Genomic DNA, 17,365 nt, shown 5'->3' with positions numbered 1-17,365 from the left:
CAAAAATGTCCTTAAAGCAGCCAATTTTTATCCCTAACCCCTCTATTTGAATTAGACATACTGCTTGACATAATTGGCGCTTAGCGTGGTGGAGTTGACGCAAATCTGTAAACTGCCAGCAGGCACCTCACTTTCGAATTCCTGCAGATGCGCTTTGATAGCATCGGCAATCCGCTGCGCCAATGATTGAATGGTAGCGTCATCACGCCCTGGCATCAGATAAAAATGCGCCATAACAAAGGCTTCATCTCCGCTATCGCTCAGTCCCACCAATACGTGGTTTGGGTAGTAGATACGTGATTTGATATCACTTTGTAGCTTAAAGTTGCCAGACTGCCATAGCGTATCATTGACCCGTGCTAATAGGTTATCGGGCTGACTAATAAGATGGTCGTGACTCACTTCAATAATGACATTGGGCATGGTGTTATCCTTTACTCTTGAATTAAATCTGCAAATTTGGCGTTTACTGCGCCTGCTAAATCCGACGGTGACAACTCAATCTCTAAGCCGCGTCTACCGCCACTACAATAAATGGTCGCAAAGTGTTGTGCCGATTGATCGATGACCGTGGGCAGGCGTTTTTTTTGACCGAGCGGGCTTACCCCACCTAGCACATAGCCTGTGGTACGTTCTACCAATTTGGGGTCTGCCATTTGGGCTTTTTTACTGCCAATGGCTTTGGCGATTTTTTTTAGGTTTAGCAAATGCTCAACAGGCAGTATCGCAACAGCGAGTTTGTCGTTGTCATCTTGCACCACCAAAGTTTTAAATACCCGCTTTGGCTCAACTTGTAGTTTTTCTGCTGCTTCAAGCCCATAGCTTTCACTATGAGCGTCATGATGGTATTCATGTAATTGGAAGTTGATTTTTAGTTTTTTGGCAAGATTAACGGCAGGTGTCATAGCGGTTTCTTAACAGGGTTTGGTGATTGAACATAGTCATTCATCATAACCAAACTGCGGGTTAAAACAAAGCACATTGGGTATAAAAAACGTATAAAAAAACCAGCCAACTATTTTGCTAGTGACTGGATTTAGTAAAGTGCTAGATACTAGTTGTTGCATAGGCTTTAATGTATAGCCTTTATTTTATAAATGGCGCATTACCCATTAGCTTGCTTTTGAGACCATATAATCGACGGCAGCTTTTACTTCATCATCAGAGGCTTGACTACCGCCTTTGGCTGGCATTACACCAGATTTTCCTTGATAGCCGCTGATGGCGTGTTTATACAGCGTGTCTTTACCTTGCGCAATGCGAGGTGCCCAAGCGGCTTTATCAGCAAGTTTTGGTGCGCCCATCAAGCCTGCTGTGTGACAAGTGGTACATACACTACCAAACAATTTTTCGCCAGCATCAGCAGAAACTTGGGTAGCGGTTGCTGTCGTCGTGGTGGCAGCGGCTGAGGCGGCTGTCGGTGGCACAAATGAAGCAGGCTGTGAAGCCACTGGCATGGGATGGTTTGCACGAGCGATTTCACCTTGCTGTGCGGCAATTTCTTCGGTTGGTTTGCTTTCAGCTGACTCATGCTTACTACATGCGCTCATGGTAAGACCTAAGGCAAGCATAAGACTGGCTAGCGTGGCATTGCGTGTTGATATCGGTAGCATAACCTTTTCCTTTCAAATAAGGTGAAATCTAATTTCACATCAATGTATAAATTTTTAATAGCCCTACAAACTGTTTTTGCATGGTAATGTTTTACGTGGTAATGTCGACTGGCAAATGGCTAGTACGACATTTAGCGGTATGTTGTTATCACATGAGAATTAGTGACTATATTAGCATTACTGCGGTATGAATAAAATAACATTTTAAAGCCACCTTGCTAAATCATTACTATCATTGTGTATTTTGTTACAATAACGAGCAAAAATTTTTACTGGCTAGCTAAAACAGGGCAATTGGCTACGAGGAGGATTTTTTAGTTTAACGGGTTATTAAAAAGCTAAAATTTACATTGACTTACATGGGATATTTAGTTAAAATTCGCACCTATTTTTATCCTAATCTGAGCTGATGCCAAACCATGGGTAGGTTGGCTAATAATCACCTATACAGCCAGATTAATGTTCCTGACCCACTAACCCCGCTTTGTTGATAGCACATTCACTGTCTATCAATCAGCCTAGACTTAAGGAGTCTACATGCCAGCAGTAAAGGTAAAAGAGAACGAACCTGTAGATATCGCAATTCGCCGCTTTAAACGTGCTTGTGAGAAAGCCGGTATTTTAGCAGACGTACGTAAACATGAGTTCTATGAAAAACCAACTCAAGAACGTAAACGCAAAAAAGCAGCTGCGGTAAAACGTTACAAAAAGAAAATGTCACGTGAATCAGTACGCACGACTCGTCTTTACTAAGGTAATTTGTCGCAAGACACCCAATACCAGTAAATGATAAAATCCACTTTGTTAAGTGGATTTTTTTATGCTATGTTGCTAACCACAATTTTAAAAACGCCATTAGCTAACATTAAGGAGCGTTAAAACCATGAGTACCATAAAAGACACCCTGACCGATGTGGTCAAAACTGCCATGAAAGTGCGTGAGCTTGAAAAAGTTAAAGTGCTACGCAGCGTACAAGCGGTGATAAAACAAATCGAAATTGACCGCCAAATAACGCTCGATGATGCAGGTGTACTAGACATCTTACAAAAGCAAACCAAGCAGCGCCAAGAGTCGCTCGCGATTTTTGCCGCCAATGGTCGGGAAGATTTGGCACAAAAAGAACAATTCGAGATTGATGTGATTAGTCAATTCTTGCCACAACCCATGAGTGAAGCAGAAATTGCCAATCTGGTAGCTGCTGAAATTGCTGAGCAAGGTGCCACTTCAATGCAGCAAATGGGCGCTGTGATGAATGCGCTGAAAGTCAAAACCGCAGGTCGTGCTGACCCCGCTTTGATTTCAAAGTTGGTCAAAGCGACATTGGGTTAACCATTTAAAACATGATAAAAAAGCCATAAGATTTGCAATTATGGCTTTTTTTTAAGTTTATTTTTACTGATGAGCTTGCATCACTTGAGACAGCAAGTCCAAGGTTTCTACCAGTGGCAGTCCAACCACATTGCTATAGCTACCGTCAATCGCTTTGACCCACGCAGCGCCCAGCCCTTGAATGGCATAACCGCCTGCTTTGTCTTGTGGTTCGCCCGTATGCCAATAATGCGCCATCATACTGTCAGTGAGCGCAATAAATTTGACATCGGTTTTCACCACAGTGTGCTCAGCATAATCAATCTGCCATTCACCACCACGCTGCGCCAGTCGGCTCACTTGTACTGCAGTCCATACTTGGTGCGAGGCATTGCTCATTTGCCGCCACATCGCACAAGCATCGGCAAAATCTATAGGTTTTTGCAGCACTGACCCATCCGGCAATACGCCAATAGTATCGGCGGTAATCACCACACACTCGGTCATAGCGGTTGGCAAAACTTGTAAAGCGGCTTGCGCTTTTTGACTCACCATACGCCCAATATAGTCAATCGCCGATTCTTCTGCTAGCGGTGATTCATCAATATTGACTGCCGCGCAAGTATGTGGCACCGCAACTTGATCTAACAACTCACGCCGCCTCGGTGAGGTGGACGCCAAGATAATCGGTATAGTGGCATTAAATTGATACATAATAATTTCTCAATACGCTTATCGCGTATAACGCAGCATGACAGCGACTAATAGTGGCCAAATTAAGGTACTCACGGCAACGGTATAAAGTAATTGGGGTGCAAACACCCCTTGGGTAAATAAATGCAGAAAAATTAACCCAGATTGATAAATCAGCAGACAGGCGCCCGCAAGCAACCATACCAAGTTCGAGGACAATTGGCGTAAATAACCACTGACAAATTTGATAAAAAATGCCACCAGCACTGCACATAAGGCTTGCTGACCGATTCGGCTATCTGTGAGTAAATCAGCAAACAGACCAACCACAAACGCCAATCCCATCCCAATTAAAGTCGGTTGAAATATCAGCCAAAAAATCAGCATCATAATCATCCACATCGGACGAAATAGCGCAATCTCTGCCGACAGCGGATACACACTAAGTACCGATGCGATGATAAAACTGATTGCCATCACAATATATAAATGCTGTTTGGTTTTTTTGCGCTGAACGACGACCATAATCAGTGATTTTAAACCTTCTGCTGAAGCAATAAAACATAAGACGTATTGATAAAATTGGCAGCGGGTTTCACCATAATCTTGGCATAGCCCCCCGCTTGCTCGGCTTCTATTTTTGCCACGCGTCCAACAGGAAATCCGGCAGGAATACGACCACCAAGCCCCGATGAAATCAGCTCATCGCCAATGCGTACATCCGATGCCTTAAAGATATAATCTAGCACCAAATACTGCGGATTACCTTTACCCGATACGATGGCTTTTTGCCCGGTACGTTTGATAGTCACGGCAACGGATTGTTGGTCATCGCTGATTAACACCACACGGCAGGTATCGGGATAAACATTCACGACTTGTCCAAGAATGCCGTTTTCATCAATCACCGTTTGCCCGACAATCACTCCGTCTTTGCTGCCTTTATTGATGACCACCATTTGCCGCAGTGGATTGCTATCGGTACCAATCACGTGCGACAACAGCAAATTAAACTGGTCTGGCGTGGTGGCGGATAAAATCCCTTGCAGTCGGGCATTTTGCGCAACAAGATAATCTTGCTGCTGTAATTGCGCTTTGGCATGCACCAACTCAGCTTTTAACTGGACATTCTCACGGCGTAACGCTTCTTTTTCGGTCATAGTACTATCAAGCCAGCCTGCAAAAAAACTTGGATAAGCCGATACTTGATAGATGGGCTGCATGGCGGCATGGGTCGCGGTACGTACTGGCTGAAACCAACTGCTATTTTTACTATCCAATAACATCAGCACAATCGCCGCAAACACCACAATAAGGGTCTTGCGAATGGCGAGCGGTTGTTGGGTAAAAATAGTAAGTGACATAAGTAACATCCAAGCAAAATCCGTGACGGTCAATACAGCGCGCGATAACAAGCCATCAGGATAGCAAAAATCTTTTAAACAAAGCTATCGTAAAATCATCTTGTCAATAAAGCAATAAAACCGCTATTAAAAAATAGCGGTTAACGGTAACACATCAGTTAACATCAGACAAAAATCATATTCAATGCTTTGTTATTGATAAACTCTAACGCTTTACCACCACCCCGGCTGACACAAGTCAAAGGGTCTTCAGCTACCGTGACAGGCAAGCCTGTCTCGCGTGAAATCAGCTCATCAAGATTGCGTAATAGTGCACCACCACCGGTTAATACAATACCACGCTCTGCGATATCGGCTGATAATTCAGGCGGGGTTTGCTCAAGCGCCGCTTTGACACCTGAGATAATACCAGCAATAGGATCGCTTAAGGCTTTTTGGATTTCGGCAGAGGTAACCATAAATGACTTAGGCACCCCTTCTGCCATACTACGACCACGCACTTCCACTTCCAAGGGGTTTTCGGGATCTTCAATTGCCGTCCCTACTTCGGTTTTGATGCGTTCAGCCGTGGTTTCACCAATCACACAGCCGTGGGTACGGCGGACGTGAGTGATAATCGCTTCATCGAACACATCACCGCCGATACGAATGGAGTCGGCATACACACAGCCTGATAGCGCAATCACCGCAATCTCTGTGGTACCACCCCCGATATCCACCACCATCGAACCACTGGCTTCATGCACGGGTAATCCTGCACCGATCGCAGCTGCCATAGGCTCTTCAAGCAATAAGGCTTTGTTTGCGCCTGCCGATTCAACCGCTTCACGAATCGCACGACGTTCTACCAAAGTAGATTTACAAGGCACACAAACAATCACGTTTGGATTGGCTAAAAAGCGTTTCACTTTCACTTTGTTGATAAAATGCTTGAGCATTTTTTGGGTCACTTCAAAATCGGCAATCACACCGTCTTTGAGTGGACGAATCGCAGTGATATTATCTGGGGTACGACCTAGCATCTGTTTGGCATCAAGACCGACGGCAGCAACGGTAGGATTTTGAGTACGGTTACTACGAAGCGCAACAACCGTTGGTTCATTGAGGACCACACCTTTACCTGGGGTGAAAATTAACGTGTTGGCAGTGCCAAGGTCGATGGCGATATTACTTGATAAAAATCCGAAAAGGCTCATGTATCATTTCCCAGTGATAACAAAACTACACTGCAAGCAAAGCAGAAATTAGCGGGGTGTTTAATCGCACATCGAGTCAACAACGCATTTTTTAAAAGAGTTTATTTAAAAGCCTTTAATGCCGATGTTTCTAATGCCCATGTTTCAAAACCACCCTATTTGCACACTAGCAAAAAATCTGAAGCAAGCTGCTTACAGCCGCTGTATTTTACATAAAAAATAGCAAGAAACTCTTAACGATTAACAGTTAAAAGGCTATCTTTTTAGATAAAAAAGGTGACGATGATTTTAAAGAGGTTTAGGCGATAGTGACTTTAATGCGATTAATTTGCGTTTAGTAAGAATAGTGCTAGATTATAGCGGTAAAATATCGCAAAATATAGTGATTTAATCACATTCTATCTTTATTCACGAATTTTTTGTGACAAATTATTTAGGTCACATCACCCTATTTTTCAAATTTGTTATTAAAAGCAACTAAACTTATGCAACTGTTTTTTATCAAGTTTTATCAAGTTTTATCACGCTTTATTATAGCCTGTTGCTATAATTGGCTGGTGTAAAATCGCATCAAACATTTGCCTTGTTTGTCCGTTTTATTTTTGTTTGTACTTAAGGAACTCATCATGTCGCAGACGCTTTCAACTGATGAAATTATGAACATCGCCAAACTTGCTCGACTTGGCGTGACCACTGAGCAGGCAGATAGTTATGCCAATGACCTAAGCAAAATCCTATCGATGATGGATATTTTGGCAGAGGTCAATACTGACAATATCGCACCGCTTACCAATGTCCATGATATGACCCAGCCACTGCGTGAAGATGTTATTGGCGGTAATGGGGTCGAAGTCAATCGTGAGCTAAATCAGTCCATTGCGCCAAGTGTCGCTGATGGGCTATACCTTGTGCCACAGGTCATTGAATAAGCCACAGCTCATCGAATAAGTTGTCAAATTTTTGTTAATTAATTATAAGTGAAAATTATGTCTGAACTACATACGTTTTCGGTTGCCCAATTGGCAGCAGGTCTAAAAAATAAAGACTTTAGCAGTACCGAACTTACCCAGCACTTTCTTAATCGGATTGCCCAGCATGATAAAGTCATCAACAGCTTTATCACAGTCACGCCTGAACAAGCATTAGCGCAAGCCGCTGCCGCCGATAAATTATTGGCAGAAGGCAAAGGCGCAGACTTGACGGGCGTACCACTGGCTCATAAAGACATTTTTTGTACCCAAGGCGTTTTAACCACTTGTGGCTCAAAAATGCTAGAAAACTTTGTGGCACCTTACAACGCTACCATCGTTGAAAACTGCCAAAATGCAGGCTTAGTCATGCTTGGCAAAACCAGCATGGATGAGTTCGCGATGGGCTCGGACAATGAGTCATCAAACTTTGGCGCCGTGCACAACCCTTGGGATATCAGCCGTGTACCAGGCGGTTCATCGGGCGGTAGCGCAGCTGCGGTTGCAGCAGGTTTTGTGCCCTTTGCCACAGGCTCAGATACCGGTGGCTCGATTCGCCAACCTGCGTCATTTTGTGGTTTGACAGGGATTAAGCCAACTTACGGACGTGTCTCACGTTATGGGATGGTGGCGTATGCGTCAAGTTTTGACCAAGCTGGCAGTTTTGGTAAAACCGCAGAAGATTGTGCTTATTTGCTGAGCGTGTTATCAGGCCATGACAGCAAAGACTCAACATCCGCCAAAAAAGAGGTGCCGGATTTTGTCGCTAGTTTGACCAGCAAACGCCAAACCAATGCCAGCCATGATAAACCGCTTCAAGGGTTACGCATCGGCATCCCAACCGAATACTTTGCCGATGGCTTAAATAGCGAGGTTAAAGCCAGTGTAGAAGCGGCATTAAAACAATACCAGGCCTTGGGTGCAAGCTTAGTGGATGTAAATTTGACCAAACCTGAAATCACCCTTGCCACTTATTATTTGCTCGCCCCAGCCGAAGCTTCATCTAACTTATCGCGTTATGATGGGGTGCGTTATGGCTACCGCTGTGACAGCCCAAAAAACTTGGAAGATTTATACACCCGCTCACGTTCTGAAGGCTTTGGTGCCGAAGTACAGCGCCGTATTTTGATGGGTACCTATGCGTTATCAGCGGGTTATTTTGATGCTTATTATGTCAAAGCGCAAAAAGTGCGCCGCCTAATCAGCCAAGATTTTGCCAAAGCCTTTGAAAGCTGTGATGTCATTGCCACCCCAACTGCGCCAACGACGGCTTATAAAATCGGTGCAAGCCTTAGCCCTGCCGAAATTTATATGGGGGATGTTTATACCATTGGCGTGAATTTAGCCGGTTTACCTTCATTAAGCCATTCAGTGGGTTTTGATAGTGATAATCTGCCTGTCGGCTTACAGCTGATTGCAAAAGCATGGGATGAAGAGACACTACTGCAAACTGCCGATGCGTATCAGCAAGTCACTGATTTTCACCAACAACTATCACCCATCGCCAAAGCCTAAGGAGCCTTGTTATGACAAACGAAAATAAACCGCAAGCGCCTTTAGTGGATGGCTACGAAGTGGTTATCGGTATCGAAATCCACTGCCAACTCAATACCAACACCAAAATTTTCTCATCGGCTTCAACGCTATTTGGGCAAGAACCCAACACCCAAGCCAATATCGTTGACCTAGCCATGCCAGGGGCGCTGCCTGTACTCAACAAAGATGTGGTAGAAAAAGCGGTGATGTTTGGGCTTGGCGTCAATGCTGAAATTGGTATGATGAATGCCTTTGACCGTAAAAATTATTTTTATCCCGATTTGCCAAAAGGCTACCAAATCAGCCAAATGGCGCACCCGATTGTCGGTACAGGCTATATCGACATCGTGGTCAATGAAGGTGAAAAAAACGAATACCCCAAACGTATTCACATCACCCGTGCTCACTTAGAAGAAGATGCGGGCAAATCGGTGCATGATGCGGTGCCACAAATGACAGGCGTGGATTTAAACCGCGCCGGTACGCCGCTGATTGAAATCGTCTCGGAGCCTGATATGCGCTCAGCTGCCGAGGCGGTTGCCTATGTCAAAGCCATTCACCAGTTGGTCACTTGGCTCGGTATTTCTGATGCCATTATGGCGGAAGGCTCATTCCGTGCCGACTGTAACGTCTCCGTGCGAAAACCCGGTGCCGACTTGGGTACTCGCTGTGAGATTAAGAACCTTAACTCGTTTCGCTTTATCGAGCGCGCCATCACGGTGGAAATCGAGCGTCAAATTGACTTGATTGAAGACGGTGGCAAAGTCATACAAGCCACTCGCCTATATGATCCAGACAAAGACGAAACGCGCTCAATGCGTACCAAGGAAGAAGCCAACGACTACCGCTACTTCCCAGATCCCGACCTTTTACCGGTGCATATTGATACCGCAACTTTTGAACAAATCAAAAACGCCATGCCAGAATTGCCAGTGGCACGTCGTGAGCGTTTTCAATCGGCGCTTGGCTTACCTGAATATGATAGCCGTATTTTAACCGCTAACCGTTCGCTCGCTGATTACTTTGAGCAAGTAGTGGCAAAAGTCGGTCATGATAACGCCAAACTGGCTGCTAACTGGATAATGGGTGACCTGCTCGGCGCGCTCAACAAAGATGAAAAAACCATTGAGCAAAGCCCGATTTCTGTCGCCCAATTTGCCAAACTGCTAGAGCGTATCAAAGACAATACGCTATCAGGCAAACTGGCCAAACAAGCCTTTATCGCCCTATTCGCTGGCGAAGGCGGTGACGATGAAACAGCCGTGGATAAAATCATTGCCGATAAAGGTTTGAAACAAGAAACCGATACAGGCGCGATTAAAGCGATTGTCGAAGACGTGTTGAAAAACAACCAAGCGATGGTCGATGAGTACAAGTCAGGCAAGGAAAAAGCCTTTAACGGTCTTGTCGGTCAAGTGATGAAAGCCTCTAAAGGTAAAGCCAACCCGGCGCAAGTTAATCAGCTGTTAAAAGAATTAATTGGATAAGTTGGTATTGCAAATTCTGTCATTTTTGGTAGAATAGTACACCTTTCGGGGCGTAGCGCAGTCTGGTAGCGCACTTGCATGGGGTGCAAGGGGTCGCGAGTTCGAATCCCGCCGTTCCGACCAAATTAAAAAGGCTTACGTGTTACGTAGGCCTTTTTCTTTTTGAGTTTTTTTATACCTATTGTCACAGTATTTTTACGTGAATATGACAATAGTTTTTTTGTTTTGATAGATAATTTATTGATAAAATTTTCTCCGTATTTGACTGTATTTTCTGAAAAATCATGAGCGCGATCATTAAATCATTCCTTGCTAACTATAAACTGACAAATTTGGCTGCGGCTTTGGTATGGGTGGTTTTACCCCTCCCCGCGCAAGCCGATAGCGGTCATCAAGCACAAACCAACAAAGATGCGATTGTACGTTCTTGTCCCAATCGTTTATGCCCCGTCGTGCAGACCCTACCCAAAGGCATCAAATTTAGCTGGGTATTAGCCAAAAATGGCTTTGTGAACATTGCCGATTCTACCTTGTGGGTATCCACTGCTGACATCAAATAACTGGTTGTATGTTTTCAAATTTTTCTTAAAAAGCCTGTCATGAATATGATGGGCTTTTTTGTTATGATAGTCTAAGCTTAATGTTGAACGAGTCGATTATGTGTTACCCAAAAATCATTATTTCAATTGAAAAACAACAACTTACTTTACATCTGAGCCCCACCCAATCACAAACTTACCCCATCTCTACTGCCAAAAATGGTATTGGACAACTGCAGGATACTGGCTGTACACCGCTCGGTGCGCACGTGATTAGCGAAAAATTTGGTGATAATTTACCTATCAACAGTGTATTTGTGGCACGTCAATTTACCGGCGAAATTTATGACGATCATTTGGCAACTACATTTCCCAATCGAGACTGGATTTTGACACGGATTTTGTGGTTAGAGGGAAATGAAACGGGCTTTAATAAAGGCGCCAATGAGCAAGGGGTGTGTGATACCAAGGCGCGTTACATTTACATTCATGGCACGCCCAATACCGAGCCGATGGGCATTCCGCTTTCTCATGGCTGTATCCGCATGCGCAATCAAGACATTATCACACTCTATGACCAAGTGGATATTGGTACAGCAGTCGAAATTTTGCCGTAAATTTATCAAAGTTAACCTTAATAATAATTTAGAAAATATTAACCCATGTAATTATTGGTTAAAAAAAATTACAAAATAGCTTTTTTTTATTTAGGTTTTAGGCATATAATAACCGTGTCACATCAATCGGCTTTAACTTTAATTAATATTAATAAGGTAGATTGATTATCAAATAACAATGAAAAGGAGCTGATTATGTCAGTCGAAACATTACACAATATCGCAGAAACTCGCCGTTCTATCTATATGCTCAATGACCAATTGCCTGTCTCAAAAGATGAGGTGGTTAAACTGGTTGAACATGCCGTGTTACATACCCCCTCTTCATTCAACTCACAATCAAGCCGCTTGGTGGTATTGTTTGGTGAAGACCACCAAAAACTTTGGCAAATCACCGAAGATTTGCTACGCGCGATGGTGAATGATGATGAAAAATTCAAATCAACTGCCGATAAAATGGCCATGTTTAAAGCCGGTGCAGGGACTATCTTGTATTTTGAAGACCAATCAGTGGTCAAAGGCTTACAAGAACAATTCCCACTTTATGCGCATAATTTCCCAGTATGGGCTGAACACACCAGTGCGATGCACCAATATGCAATTTGGAATGCCTTAGCCGCGCTCAACATCGGGGCAAACTTACAGCACTACAATGGTGTGATTGATGAAAAAGTGGCGCAAACATGGAACATCGATAGCAACTGGAAACTCATTGCACAGATGGTATTTGGTGGTATCGCCGCCCCAGCGGGTGAAAAAACCTTTGAACCTATTGAAAAACGCTTAAAAGTTTACGGAAAATAATTTTTTAATGTGCATCACAATGCACGTGGCAGTGCATGTGCTAGTGACAGCAAAAAGCCAATATCTGACGGTATTGGCTTTTTTATATAAATTTGATTGCCATTAACTAAAAAATTAGCTCAGTAAAAACCCGACAATATACCGCATATTATCTACTGTCGGTATCGAAATTAGCGGCTAAATGCTGTCATCCATGACTGACCTAACTAGTCATACAGTGATTGACTGATTAGTGCTTTCTGCAGAGGCAATTTTCTTTAATTCACATGCCTACAATCAAGCCAAACTACTACCAAAACTTTGGTGCATTTTTAACCGTTTTTAGACTCACCGCGCATTGCTCGGCACTGGCTTGCTCACGCCCGCTAAACCAACCCACCGCAAATAGCGCATTTGGGTCGGTTTTGGCTTTCTCAAGATAGTTAGCATGACCGACCACGTTGTCATTATATTCACCGAGTACGTCTTGTGCAGGCTCTAAGTATTGCAAGAAAGCATTGAGCTCAGCTGCTTTTTTTCCTTTTTTGCCATTGGTTTGGCTGGCAAAAAGCGGCGCAGCAAACTCACTGACATAACGCAGGCTTTTTAGGTCTTTACGGACACCATGCTGGCTTTCAGTATCGAGACTGGCAAATTTATCACTTGCCACGGCAATCGCGGTAAATAGTTTTTCCAACTTCTTGGCAACAGTGGCTTTGGCTTTTGGGTTGTCCGCAGGTACGGCTAAATGGGTAAAACCAATCAGCTCTAAGAGCAGAATTTGAAAATCATTGGCTCTGACGGCATCAATCGGCATGATATCGACTGCCGTTGACCACTCGACATGCGGTGCACCGACTGACTCTAGCAGGGGCTGGGTTTTTATTTGCAAGATTTCTTTATCGCGATACTCCCCTAACAAGCTAAAGGTTTGTTTGAGTACCATCAGCCAATTTGGGTCAATATAATCTTGGGCAAATTTGAAATGTTTGAGGGCAGTACGTAAACGCCGAATGCCGACACGCAGTTGGTGCACTAAGTTGCCATCGGGACTGCCTTCAGCAATTGCAGAGGCATTGGGCAAAATCTGCACTAGGCAGTTATTGACCACTGCCTGCAAAAACGCAAATTGGCTGATGCCTTTATGTAATTGCAGCACAGCCAAATCCGCTTTGACAGGCTCGGCAAATTGCTTATTCGCGAGTAGCAAACTACCCCGCTGGGCTTTGGTAACGGTTGATAAATATAATTTGTATTTTTTGCACCAAGTTTTTGCAATGTCAATCAAATCACTTGGGTCACCTTCAAGCAGCTCAAATTCAATTTCATGAATATCCGATTGGGTTAACCCGTGATTATTGACGGATTTTTGTGAGATTAGGCTACCTATGCCAACTTTGCCGATATCATAAGCGATTTCGATGCGGCTGTTATTTTTCTTAATTTGGCGAGAAGTGCGTTGGACATCGGTAAAATATTGCACGGTTAAGGCTTGAGCGAGCTGGTCGAGCGGCATGATGCTAGTCAGCTGCGCTACGACTGTTGGCTCTGTAATCAGTGAAACATCGGGCACAAGGCTGCTAACATCAAGGGTATCTGGCGTACCCGTCAGGCTCAGCACGGTATTGAGCTCAACGCGTTTGGCAACGCCGTCACCCGCTGTTTTGAGGGTTTGTACCCATTGATTGTCTTCAAAACGAATACGCAGGGCGATGCCTTGTTTGGCAAGATGTTGATTGGGGGTATCAAAATAATACGCCGATAGCCGCTGTTGCTGCGCAGTTTTGGTGTCGATGTTTTTTCTTAAGACGCTTTGTTGATAGCTTGGGACAGCAAACTTGAGTTCTAGTTCGTGCATGATGGTGTCGATTAACCTATATAGCTAACGGATAAAACACCATCATAGCACAACTTTGCTTTTTAAAAATAACCACTTGGCTCATTTGTTGTTGGTAAAATTTTAAAGCATTTACATAACGCCCTATGATAAGTGATGACCAGTTACGCAATCACATCCAAACCTTCTTCTTTGAGCGATGTAAAGTCAGGTACTGATATAAAAAAAATCCATTTTAAGCTATCATAACCACAAAATTTTGATGAATTTTGTAATAAATATTCACACTGACCCTCGATTAAATAGGTTTTTTAATAAATGTCAAACGCTACCGCTGACCAAACTCCGTCTTCCCAACTCACCAAAAACCCAAGCAAAAAAATCAAACCCACCGCGCGGGTGCGTAAACGTTTGCAAGACGCCCCACCCGTTACCCTAACAGTGACCAATCTTGCCCATGACGGACGGGGCGTGGCAAGTTACGGTGACCAGCCCGACCATCACCTCGATAAACATGGCAAAAAAGTATTCGTCAGCTTTGCGCTGCCCAACGAGACCGTGAGCGTCAAAATCACAGGCTCACGTAAAAGTATGGAAGAAGGTGATGCGGCTCTCGTGTTGGCAAACCCAAACCCTGAACGCACGACCCCGCCTTGCCCGCATTTTGGGGTGTGTGGTGGCTGTAGCTTACAGCACTGGCAACCCGATGGGCAGATTCAATTTAAACAATCGGTACTGGCAGAGCTGCTCGAACACCAAGCCCATATCCAGCCTGAACACTGGCTTCCCCCATTGGTTGCTGACCGTTTGGGCTACCGCACCAAGGCACGTATGGGCGTGCGCTATGTCGAGAAAAAAGGCACAGCATTGGTCGGTTTTCGTGAGCGCGCCAGCAATTTTTTGGCAAATTTAAACGAATGCCATGTGCTTGACCCGCGTATCGGCTTTGAAATTGAGAACTTAAAAGCGCTTATCAGTTCGCTTGACGCCCGTGACCATATTCCACAGCTTGAGTTAGCGATGGGTGAAACACTTGAGGATGTTATTGATAGCAAAAAATCAATTGCCATTATTGTCCGTCACATGGTGGATTTAGGTGAGCATGATATCGCAAAACTGCAAGCTTTTTTTGCCAAGCGTAACTGGCAGTTATTTTTACAGCCCAAAGGTAGCGACACGGTACATCGTATTGACCAGTTATATGAGAACACGCCTAATGCGCGCCCATCAAGCCTGACGGCACCACCGACGGGCGGTTTGTTTTATCGCTTGCCCGAGTTTGATGTGACGTTTGAATTCTCGCCACTGGATTTTACCCAAGTCAATTTGTCAGTCAATCGTAAAATGACCAAGCTGGCAATTGATTTGTTAGCGTTGCAGCCAGGCGAGCGAGTGCTTGATTTGTTTTGCGGCTTGGGCAATTTTAGTCTGCCACTGGCGCGTCAAGTGGGTAAAACGGGCTTTGTAATTGGTGTCGAAGGCAGCAGTGAGATGACCGAACGCGCCAAAATGAATGCCACCGCCAACGGCTTGCACCATACCGACTTTTTTGCCCAAGATTTGACCAAAGATTTCTCGAGTGAGCCTTGGGTTGGGCAAGTCGATGCCCTGCTGATTGACCCACCCCGCTCAGGCGCCTTAGAGGTGATGCAGTATCTGGATAAATTCAATGCCAAACGCATCGTCTATGTGTCGTGCAATCCGATTACGCTTGCCCGTGATACCGCCGTGCTGCTTGACAAAGGCTACAAGCTCACCCACGCGGGCGTGATGGATATGTTCCCGCACACAGGGCATGTGGAAAGTATTGCACGCTTTGAGAAACGCTAAAATTTGGCTTTATTCATACAATTCATATAGCGTACGTTGACTTTATCAGCGTACCATTTGGTATTGTAATCGCGGCTGAGTTTTGCCCCAGAGATGACCACCTGTGGCATGATGGCAGTAGGTGCGTTTTTGCCAGTTTTCATTTTGTAAAGACTACCGATGGTGCGATAGGTTTCGGTATTTTCAAAATCTTGGCTTTTTTCTTTTGCCAAGTCCATGCGCACTTGTCGCTCCGTCAGGCTAATCATGCCTTGTTGTATCATTGATATCAGCGCCTGCTCACTTTGGCTGATGTTAGCACTGATTTTATTGCCTTTTTCATAAATCAATAAATCCCCGTCATAGTCAATCTTGGCATCAGATAACTCGTGCAGCATTTTTTGAAAAGCGGCATTACGGCTTGAATACATCCCTGAGTTGTAGTCAGCGAAGCGATAAATCGGGTCTTGATAATTGGCTTTATACAGTAACAAGCGATGGATACCATAGTACAATCCGCCATATTGGCTATATAGGTCTTTACGCAGTTCAAGGTTATTGCCATTCATACGGCGATGGTCACGCGCATAACTTACTTGCACCTGCATTGAGCCTAAGGTGGTAATCGGGTCTAATTTTTCTTCGATATCCCCGCCCACCAATTTGGTGACGCTGTTCAGCTTGCTGGCATAATATTTGCTTGAAAAATACGCAAACATCTGATGATAAATATCGTCAAGTTCTTCTTCGGTTTTGACTTTAGCGATTTGTTTTTCAAAGCTGTTATCGGGCGTAGGCTCAGTTTTTAGCATGGTGCGAAAATACGGGGCTAGCGTTGAGCCCAATTTTTCTTCCAACTCCTCATTCATCGCTTTTAGGCTTGATTGCCCCAAATTCGGGACGGGCGGATTGGCTTTAAAATTAGACTCTTGGTCGATAATGGCGACCGCGGTACAAATATTTTGCGCATTTTTTTCTATTTTTAGGGTATCAAATATTTGGTTGATGTCTTGTGCCCAGCTTTTGCTATCTTGTCCACGTTTGGGAATCAGTTTGGCAATTTGTTTGGCACCAATGGGCGAGTTAGCGTCGGTTTGCGTTTGAAAATACTCACACCCTGTCAACCCAAGCGATAAAGTCAGCGTTATCGCCAACTTTGACAGGGTTTTACCAAAGTTCGCAAGGCTTATTGCGCGGGTCATGGTAAAATCTGACGCTATAGTAGTCGCATTTGTAACAAAATGAGATGGTAATTTCATTAAACTCACCTATACTGAACAAGATAGTTTTATCTTAATTTGGATTGAGATTCACTCAAATCGCTGATTGGGTCGTTGCCTAACACTCATTTGAATGATACAAAAATTTTATCGACGGGTTGACTTGCAATTGTTTGCTAATAGACACATCTTAATAAAATTAACACATGAATAAGCGTAATAAAGTTAGTGTTAAATGGCTAAACGTGGGCACCCCAAAACGGTTATGATATATAAAACGGTTAAGATATATAAAGTGGCTATGGCATTTATTTTATTTTAACCTTTAACATTTATTTTAAGGCCTAACACGCCTAAAACCAACGCACTATCATAGCTAAAACGCGCTGCTATA

The 17,365-nt window shown here is 44.1% G+C and carries 18 protein-coding genes and 1 tRNA gene; 10 read left to right on the top strand and 9 right to left on the bottom strand.

The window, feature by feature from the left end; genetic code table 11:
- Positions 1-51: 51 nt before the first annotated feature.
- The 3 genes from ACAM37_RS01730 to ACAM37_RS01720 all read right to left on the bottom strand — a co-directional run bounded on the left by ACAM37_RS01730 (position 52) and on the right by ACAM37_RS01720 (position 1,613).
- Positions 52-423 carry a 5-carboxymethyl-2-hydroxymuconate Delta-isomerase gene (locus ACAM37_RS01730; RefSeq protein ID WP_369626400.1) on the bottom strand — a complete coding sequence of 124 codons (372 nt, stop codon included), beginning with the start codon at positions 421-423 and terminating at the stop codon, positions 52-54.
- Positions 424-434: 11 nt separating this feature from the next.
- Positions 435-905, bottom strand: a complete 471-nt coding sequence (ybaK, locus tag ACAM37_RS01725) for a Cys-tRNA(Pro) deacylase (protein ID WP_007115525.1) — start codon at positions 903-905, stop codon at positions 435-437.
- Positions 906-1,112: 207 nt separating this feature from the next.
- Complete coding sequence (locus ACAM37_RS01720; protein WP_007115523.1) at positions 1,113-1,613, bottom strand: c-type cytochrome; 501 nt, start codon at positions 1,611-1,613, stop codon at positions 1,113-1,115.
- A gap of 537 nt (positions 1,614-2,150) precedes the next feature.
- On the opposite strand from ACAM37_RS01720, the gene rpsU reads away from it, so the two are divergent.
- Together rpsU and ACAM37_RS01710 are read left to right on the top strand one after the other, a co-directional pair.
- Positions 2,151-2,366: a 30S ribosomal protein S21 gene (gene rpsU, locus ACAM37_RS01715; RefSeq protein WP_007115522.1), complete on the top strand. Its 216-nt coding sequence runs from the start codon at positions 2,151-2,153 to the stop codon at positions 2,364-2,366.
- Between the two features lie 130 nt (positions 2,367-2,496).
- On the top strand, positions 2,497-2,943 hold the full coding sequence (locus ACAM37_RS01710; RefSeq protein WP_369626399.1) for a GatB/YqeY domain-containing protein: 447 nt from the start codon (positions 2,497-2,499) through the stop codon (positions 2,941-2,943).
- A gap of 63 nt (positions 2,944-3,006) precedes the next feature.
- Here the strand turns inward: ACAM37_RS01710 and ACAM37_RS01705 are convergent, their stop codons facing one another.
- From ACAM37_RS01705 to ACAM37_RS01690, 4 genes are all read right to left on the bottom strand, one after another.
- Positions 3,007-3,636 carry a Maf family protein gene (locus ACAM37_RS01705; protein ID WP_369626398.1) on the bottom strand — a complete coding sequence of 210 codons (630 nt, stop codon included), beginning with the start codon at positions 3,634-3,636 and terminating at the stop codon, positions 3,007-3,009.
- Positions 3,637-3,654: 18 nt separating this feature from the next.
- Entirely contained in the window at positions 3,655-4,140 is a 486-nt protein-coding gene (gene mreD / locus ACAM37_RS01700; protein ID WP_201665758.1) for a rod shape-determining protein MreD, read from the bottom strand.
- A gap of 11 nt (positions 4,141-4,151) precedes the next feature.
- Positions 4,152-4,979 carry a rod shape-determining protein MreC gene (gene mreC / locus ACAM37_RS01695; protein ID WP_369626397.1) on the bottom strand — a complete coding sequence of 276 codons (828 nt, stop codon included), beginning with the start codon at positions 4,977-4,979 and terminating at the stop codon, positions 4,152-4,154.
- A 164-nt stretch (positions 4,980-5,143) separates the two neighbouring features.
- Entirely contained in the window at positions 5,144-6,175 is a 1,032-nt protein-coding gene (locus tag ACAM37_RS01690) for a rod shape-determining protein (RefSeq protein ID WP_050324652.1), read from the bottom strand.
- Positions 6,176-6,801: 626 nt separating this feature from the next.
- On the opposite strand from ACAM37_RS01690, the gene gatC reads away from it, so the two are divergent.
- From gatC to ACAM37_RS01655, 7 genes are all read left to right on the top strand, one after another.
- The gene (gene gatC, locus ACAM37_RS01685) at positions 6,802-7,104 is read left to right on the top strand and encodes an Asp-tRNA(Asn)/Glu-tRNA(Gln) amidotransferase subunit GatC (RefSeq protein WP_099834394.1); all 303 of its coding nucleotides are present in this window, start codon (positions 6,802-6,804) and stop codon (positions 7,102-7,104) included.
- Between the two features lie 57 nt (positions 7,105-7,161).
- Positions 7,162-8,658 carry an Asp-tRNA(Asn)/Glu-tRNA(Gln) amidotransferase subunit GatA gene (gatA, locus tag ACAM37_RS01680; RefSeq protein WP_369626396.1) on the top strand — a complete coding sequence of 499 codons (1,497 nt, stop codon included), beginning with the start codon at positions 7,162-7,164 and terminating at the stop codon, positions 8,656-8,658.
- Between the two features lie 11 nt (positions 8,659-8,669).
- Complete coding sequence (gene gatB, locus ACAM37_RS01675) at positions 8,670-10,166, top strand: Asp-tRNA(Asn)/Glu-tRNA(Gln) amidotransferase subunit GatB (protein ID WP_369626395.1); 1,497 nt, start codon at positions 8,670-8,672, stop codon at positions 10,164-10,166.
- A 46-nt stretch (positions 10,167-10,212) separates the two neighbouring features.
- Positions 10,213-10,289 (top strand) — tRNA-Pro (locus ACAM37_RS01670).
- A gap of 161 nt (positions 10,290-10,450) precedes the next feature.
- Positions 10,451-10,726: a hypothetical protein gene (locus ACAM37_RS01665; protein ID WP_099808477.1), complete on the top strand. Its 276-nt coding sequence runs from the start codon at positions 10,451-10,453 to the stop codon at positions 10,724-10,726.
- Positions 10,727-10,824: 98 nt separating this feature from the next.
- The gene (locus ACAM37_RS01660; protein WP_369626394.1) at positions 10,825-11,322 is read left to right on the top strand and encodes a L,D-transpeptidase family protein; all 498 of its coding nucleotides are present in this window, start codon (positions 10,825-10,827) and stop codon (positions 11,320-11,322) included.
- A 195-nt stretch (positions 11,323-11,517) separates the two neighbouring features.
- Positions 11,518-12,126: a nitroreductase family protein gene (locus ACAM37_RS01655; RefSeq protein ID WP_062331949.1), complete on the top strand. Its 609-nt coding sequence runs from the start codon at positions 11,518-11,520 to the stop codon at positions 12,124-12,126.
- Between the two features lie 289 nt (positions 12,127-12,415).
- Here the strand turns inward: ACAM37_RS01655 and ACAM37_RS01650 are convergent, their stop codons facing one another.
- On the bottom strand, positions 12,416-13,963 hold the full coding sequence (locus tag ACAM37_RS01650; RefSeq protein WP_369626393.1) for a CYTH and CHAD domain-containing protein: 1,548 nt from the start codon (positions 13,961-13,963) through the stop codon (positions 12,416-12,418).
- A gap of 297 nt (positions 13,964-14,260) precedes the next feature.
- Here ACAM37_RS01650 and rlmD point away from each other — a divergent pair, with 297 nt between their 5' ends.
- A complete protein-coding gene (gene rlmD / locus ACAM37_RS01645) occupies positions 14,261-15,772 on the top strand; it encodes a 23S rRNA (uracil(1939)-C(5))-methyltransferase RlmD (RefSeq protein ID WP_369626392.1) in 1,512 nt (503 codons plus the stop codon).
- On the opposite strand, the gene ACAM37_RS01640 is transcribed toward rlmD, so the two are convergent.
- Positions 15,769-16,953, bottom strand: coding sequence for a DUF1615 family protein (locus ACAM37_RS01640; protein ID WP_369626813.1), 1,185 nt, complete (start codon positions 16,951-16,953; stop codon positions 15,769-15,771). The two genes, rlmD and ACAM37_RS01640, sit on opposite strands and share 4 nt — an antisense overlap.
- Positions 16,954-17,365: the final 412 nt, after the last annotated feature.

Source organism: Moraxella sp. K23, assembly GCF_041154765.1.
Classification (GTDB): Bacteria; Pseudomonadota; Gammaproteobacteria; order Pseudomonadales; family Moraxellaceae; genus Faucicola; species Faucicola tetraodonis.
Note: the sequence above shows the minus strand (reverse complement) of the source record. Positions and strands in the feature narration are given on the sequence as shown.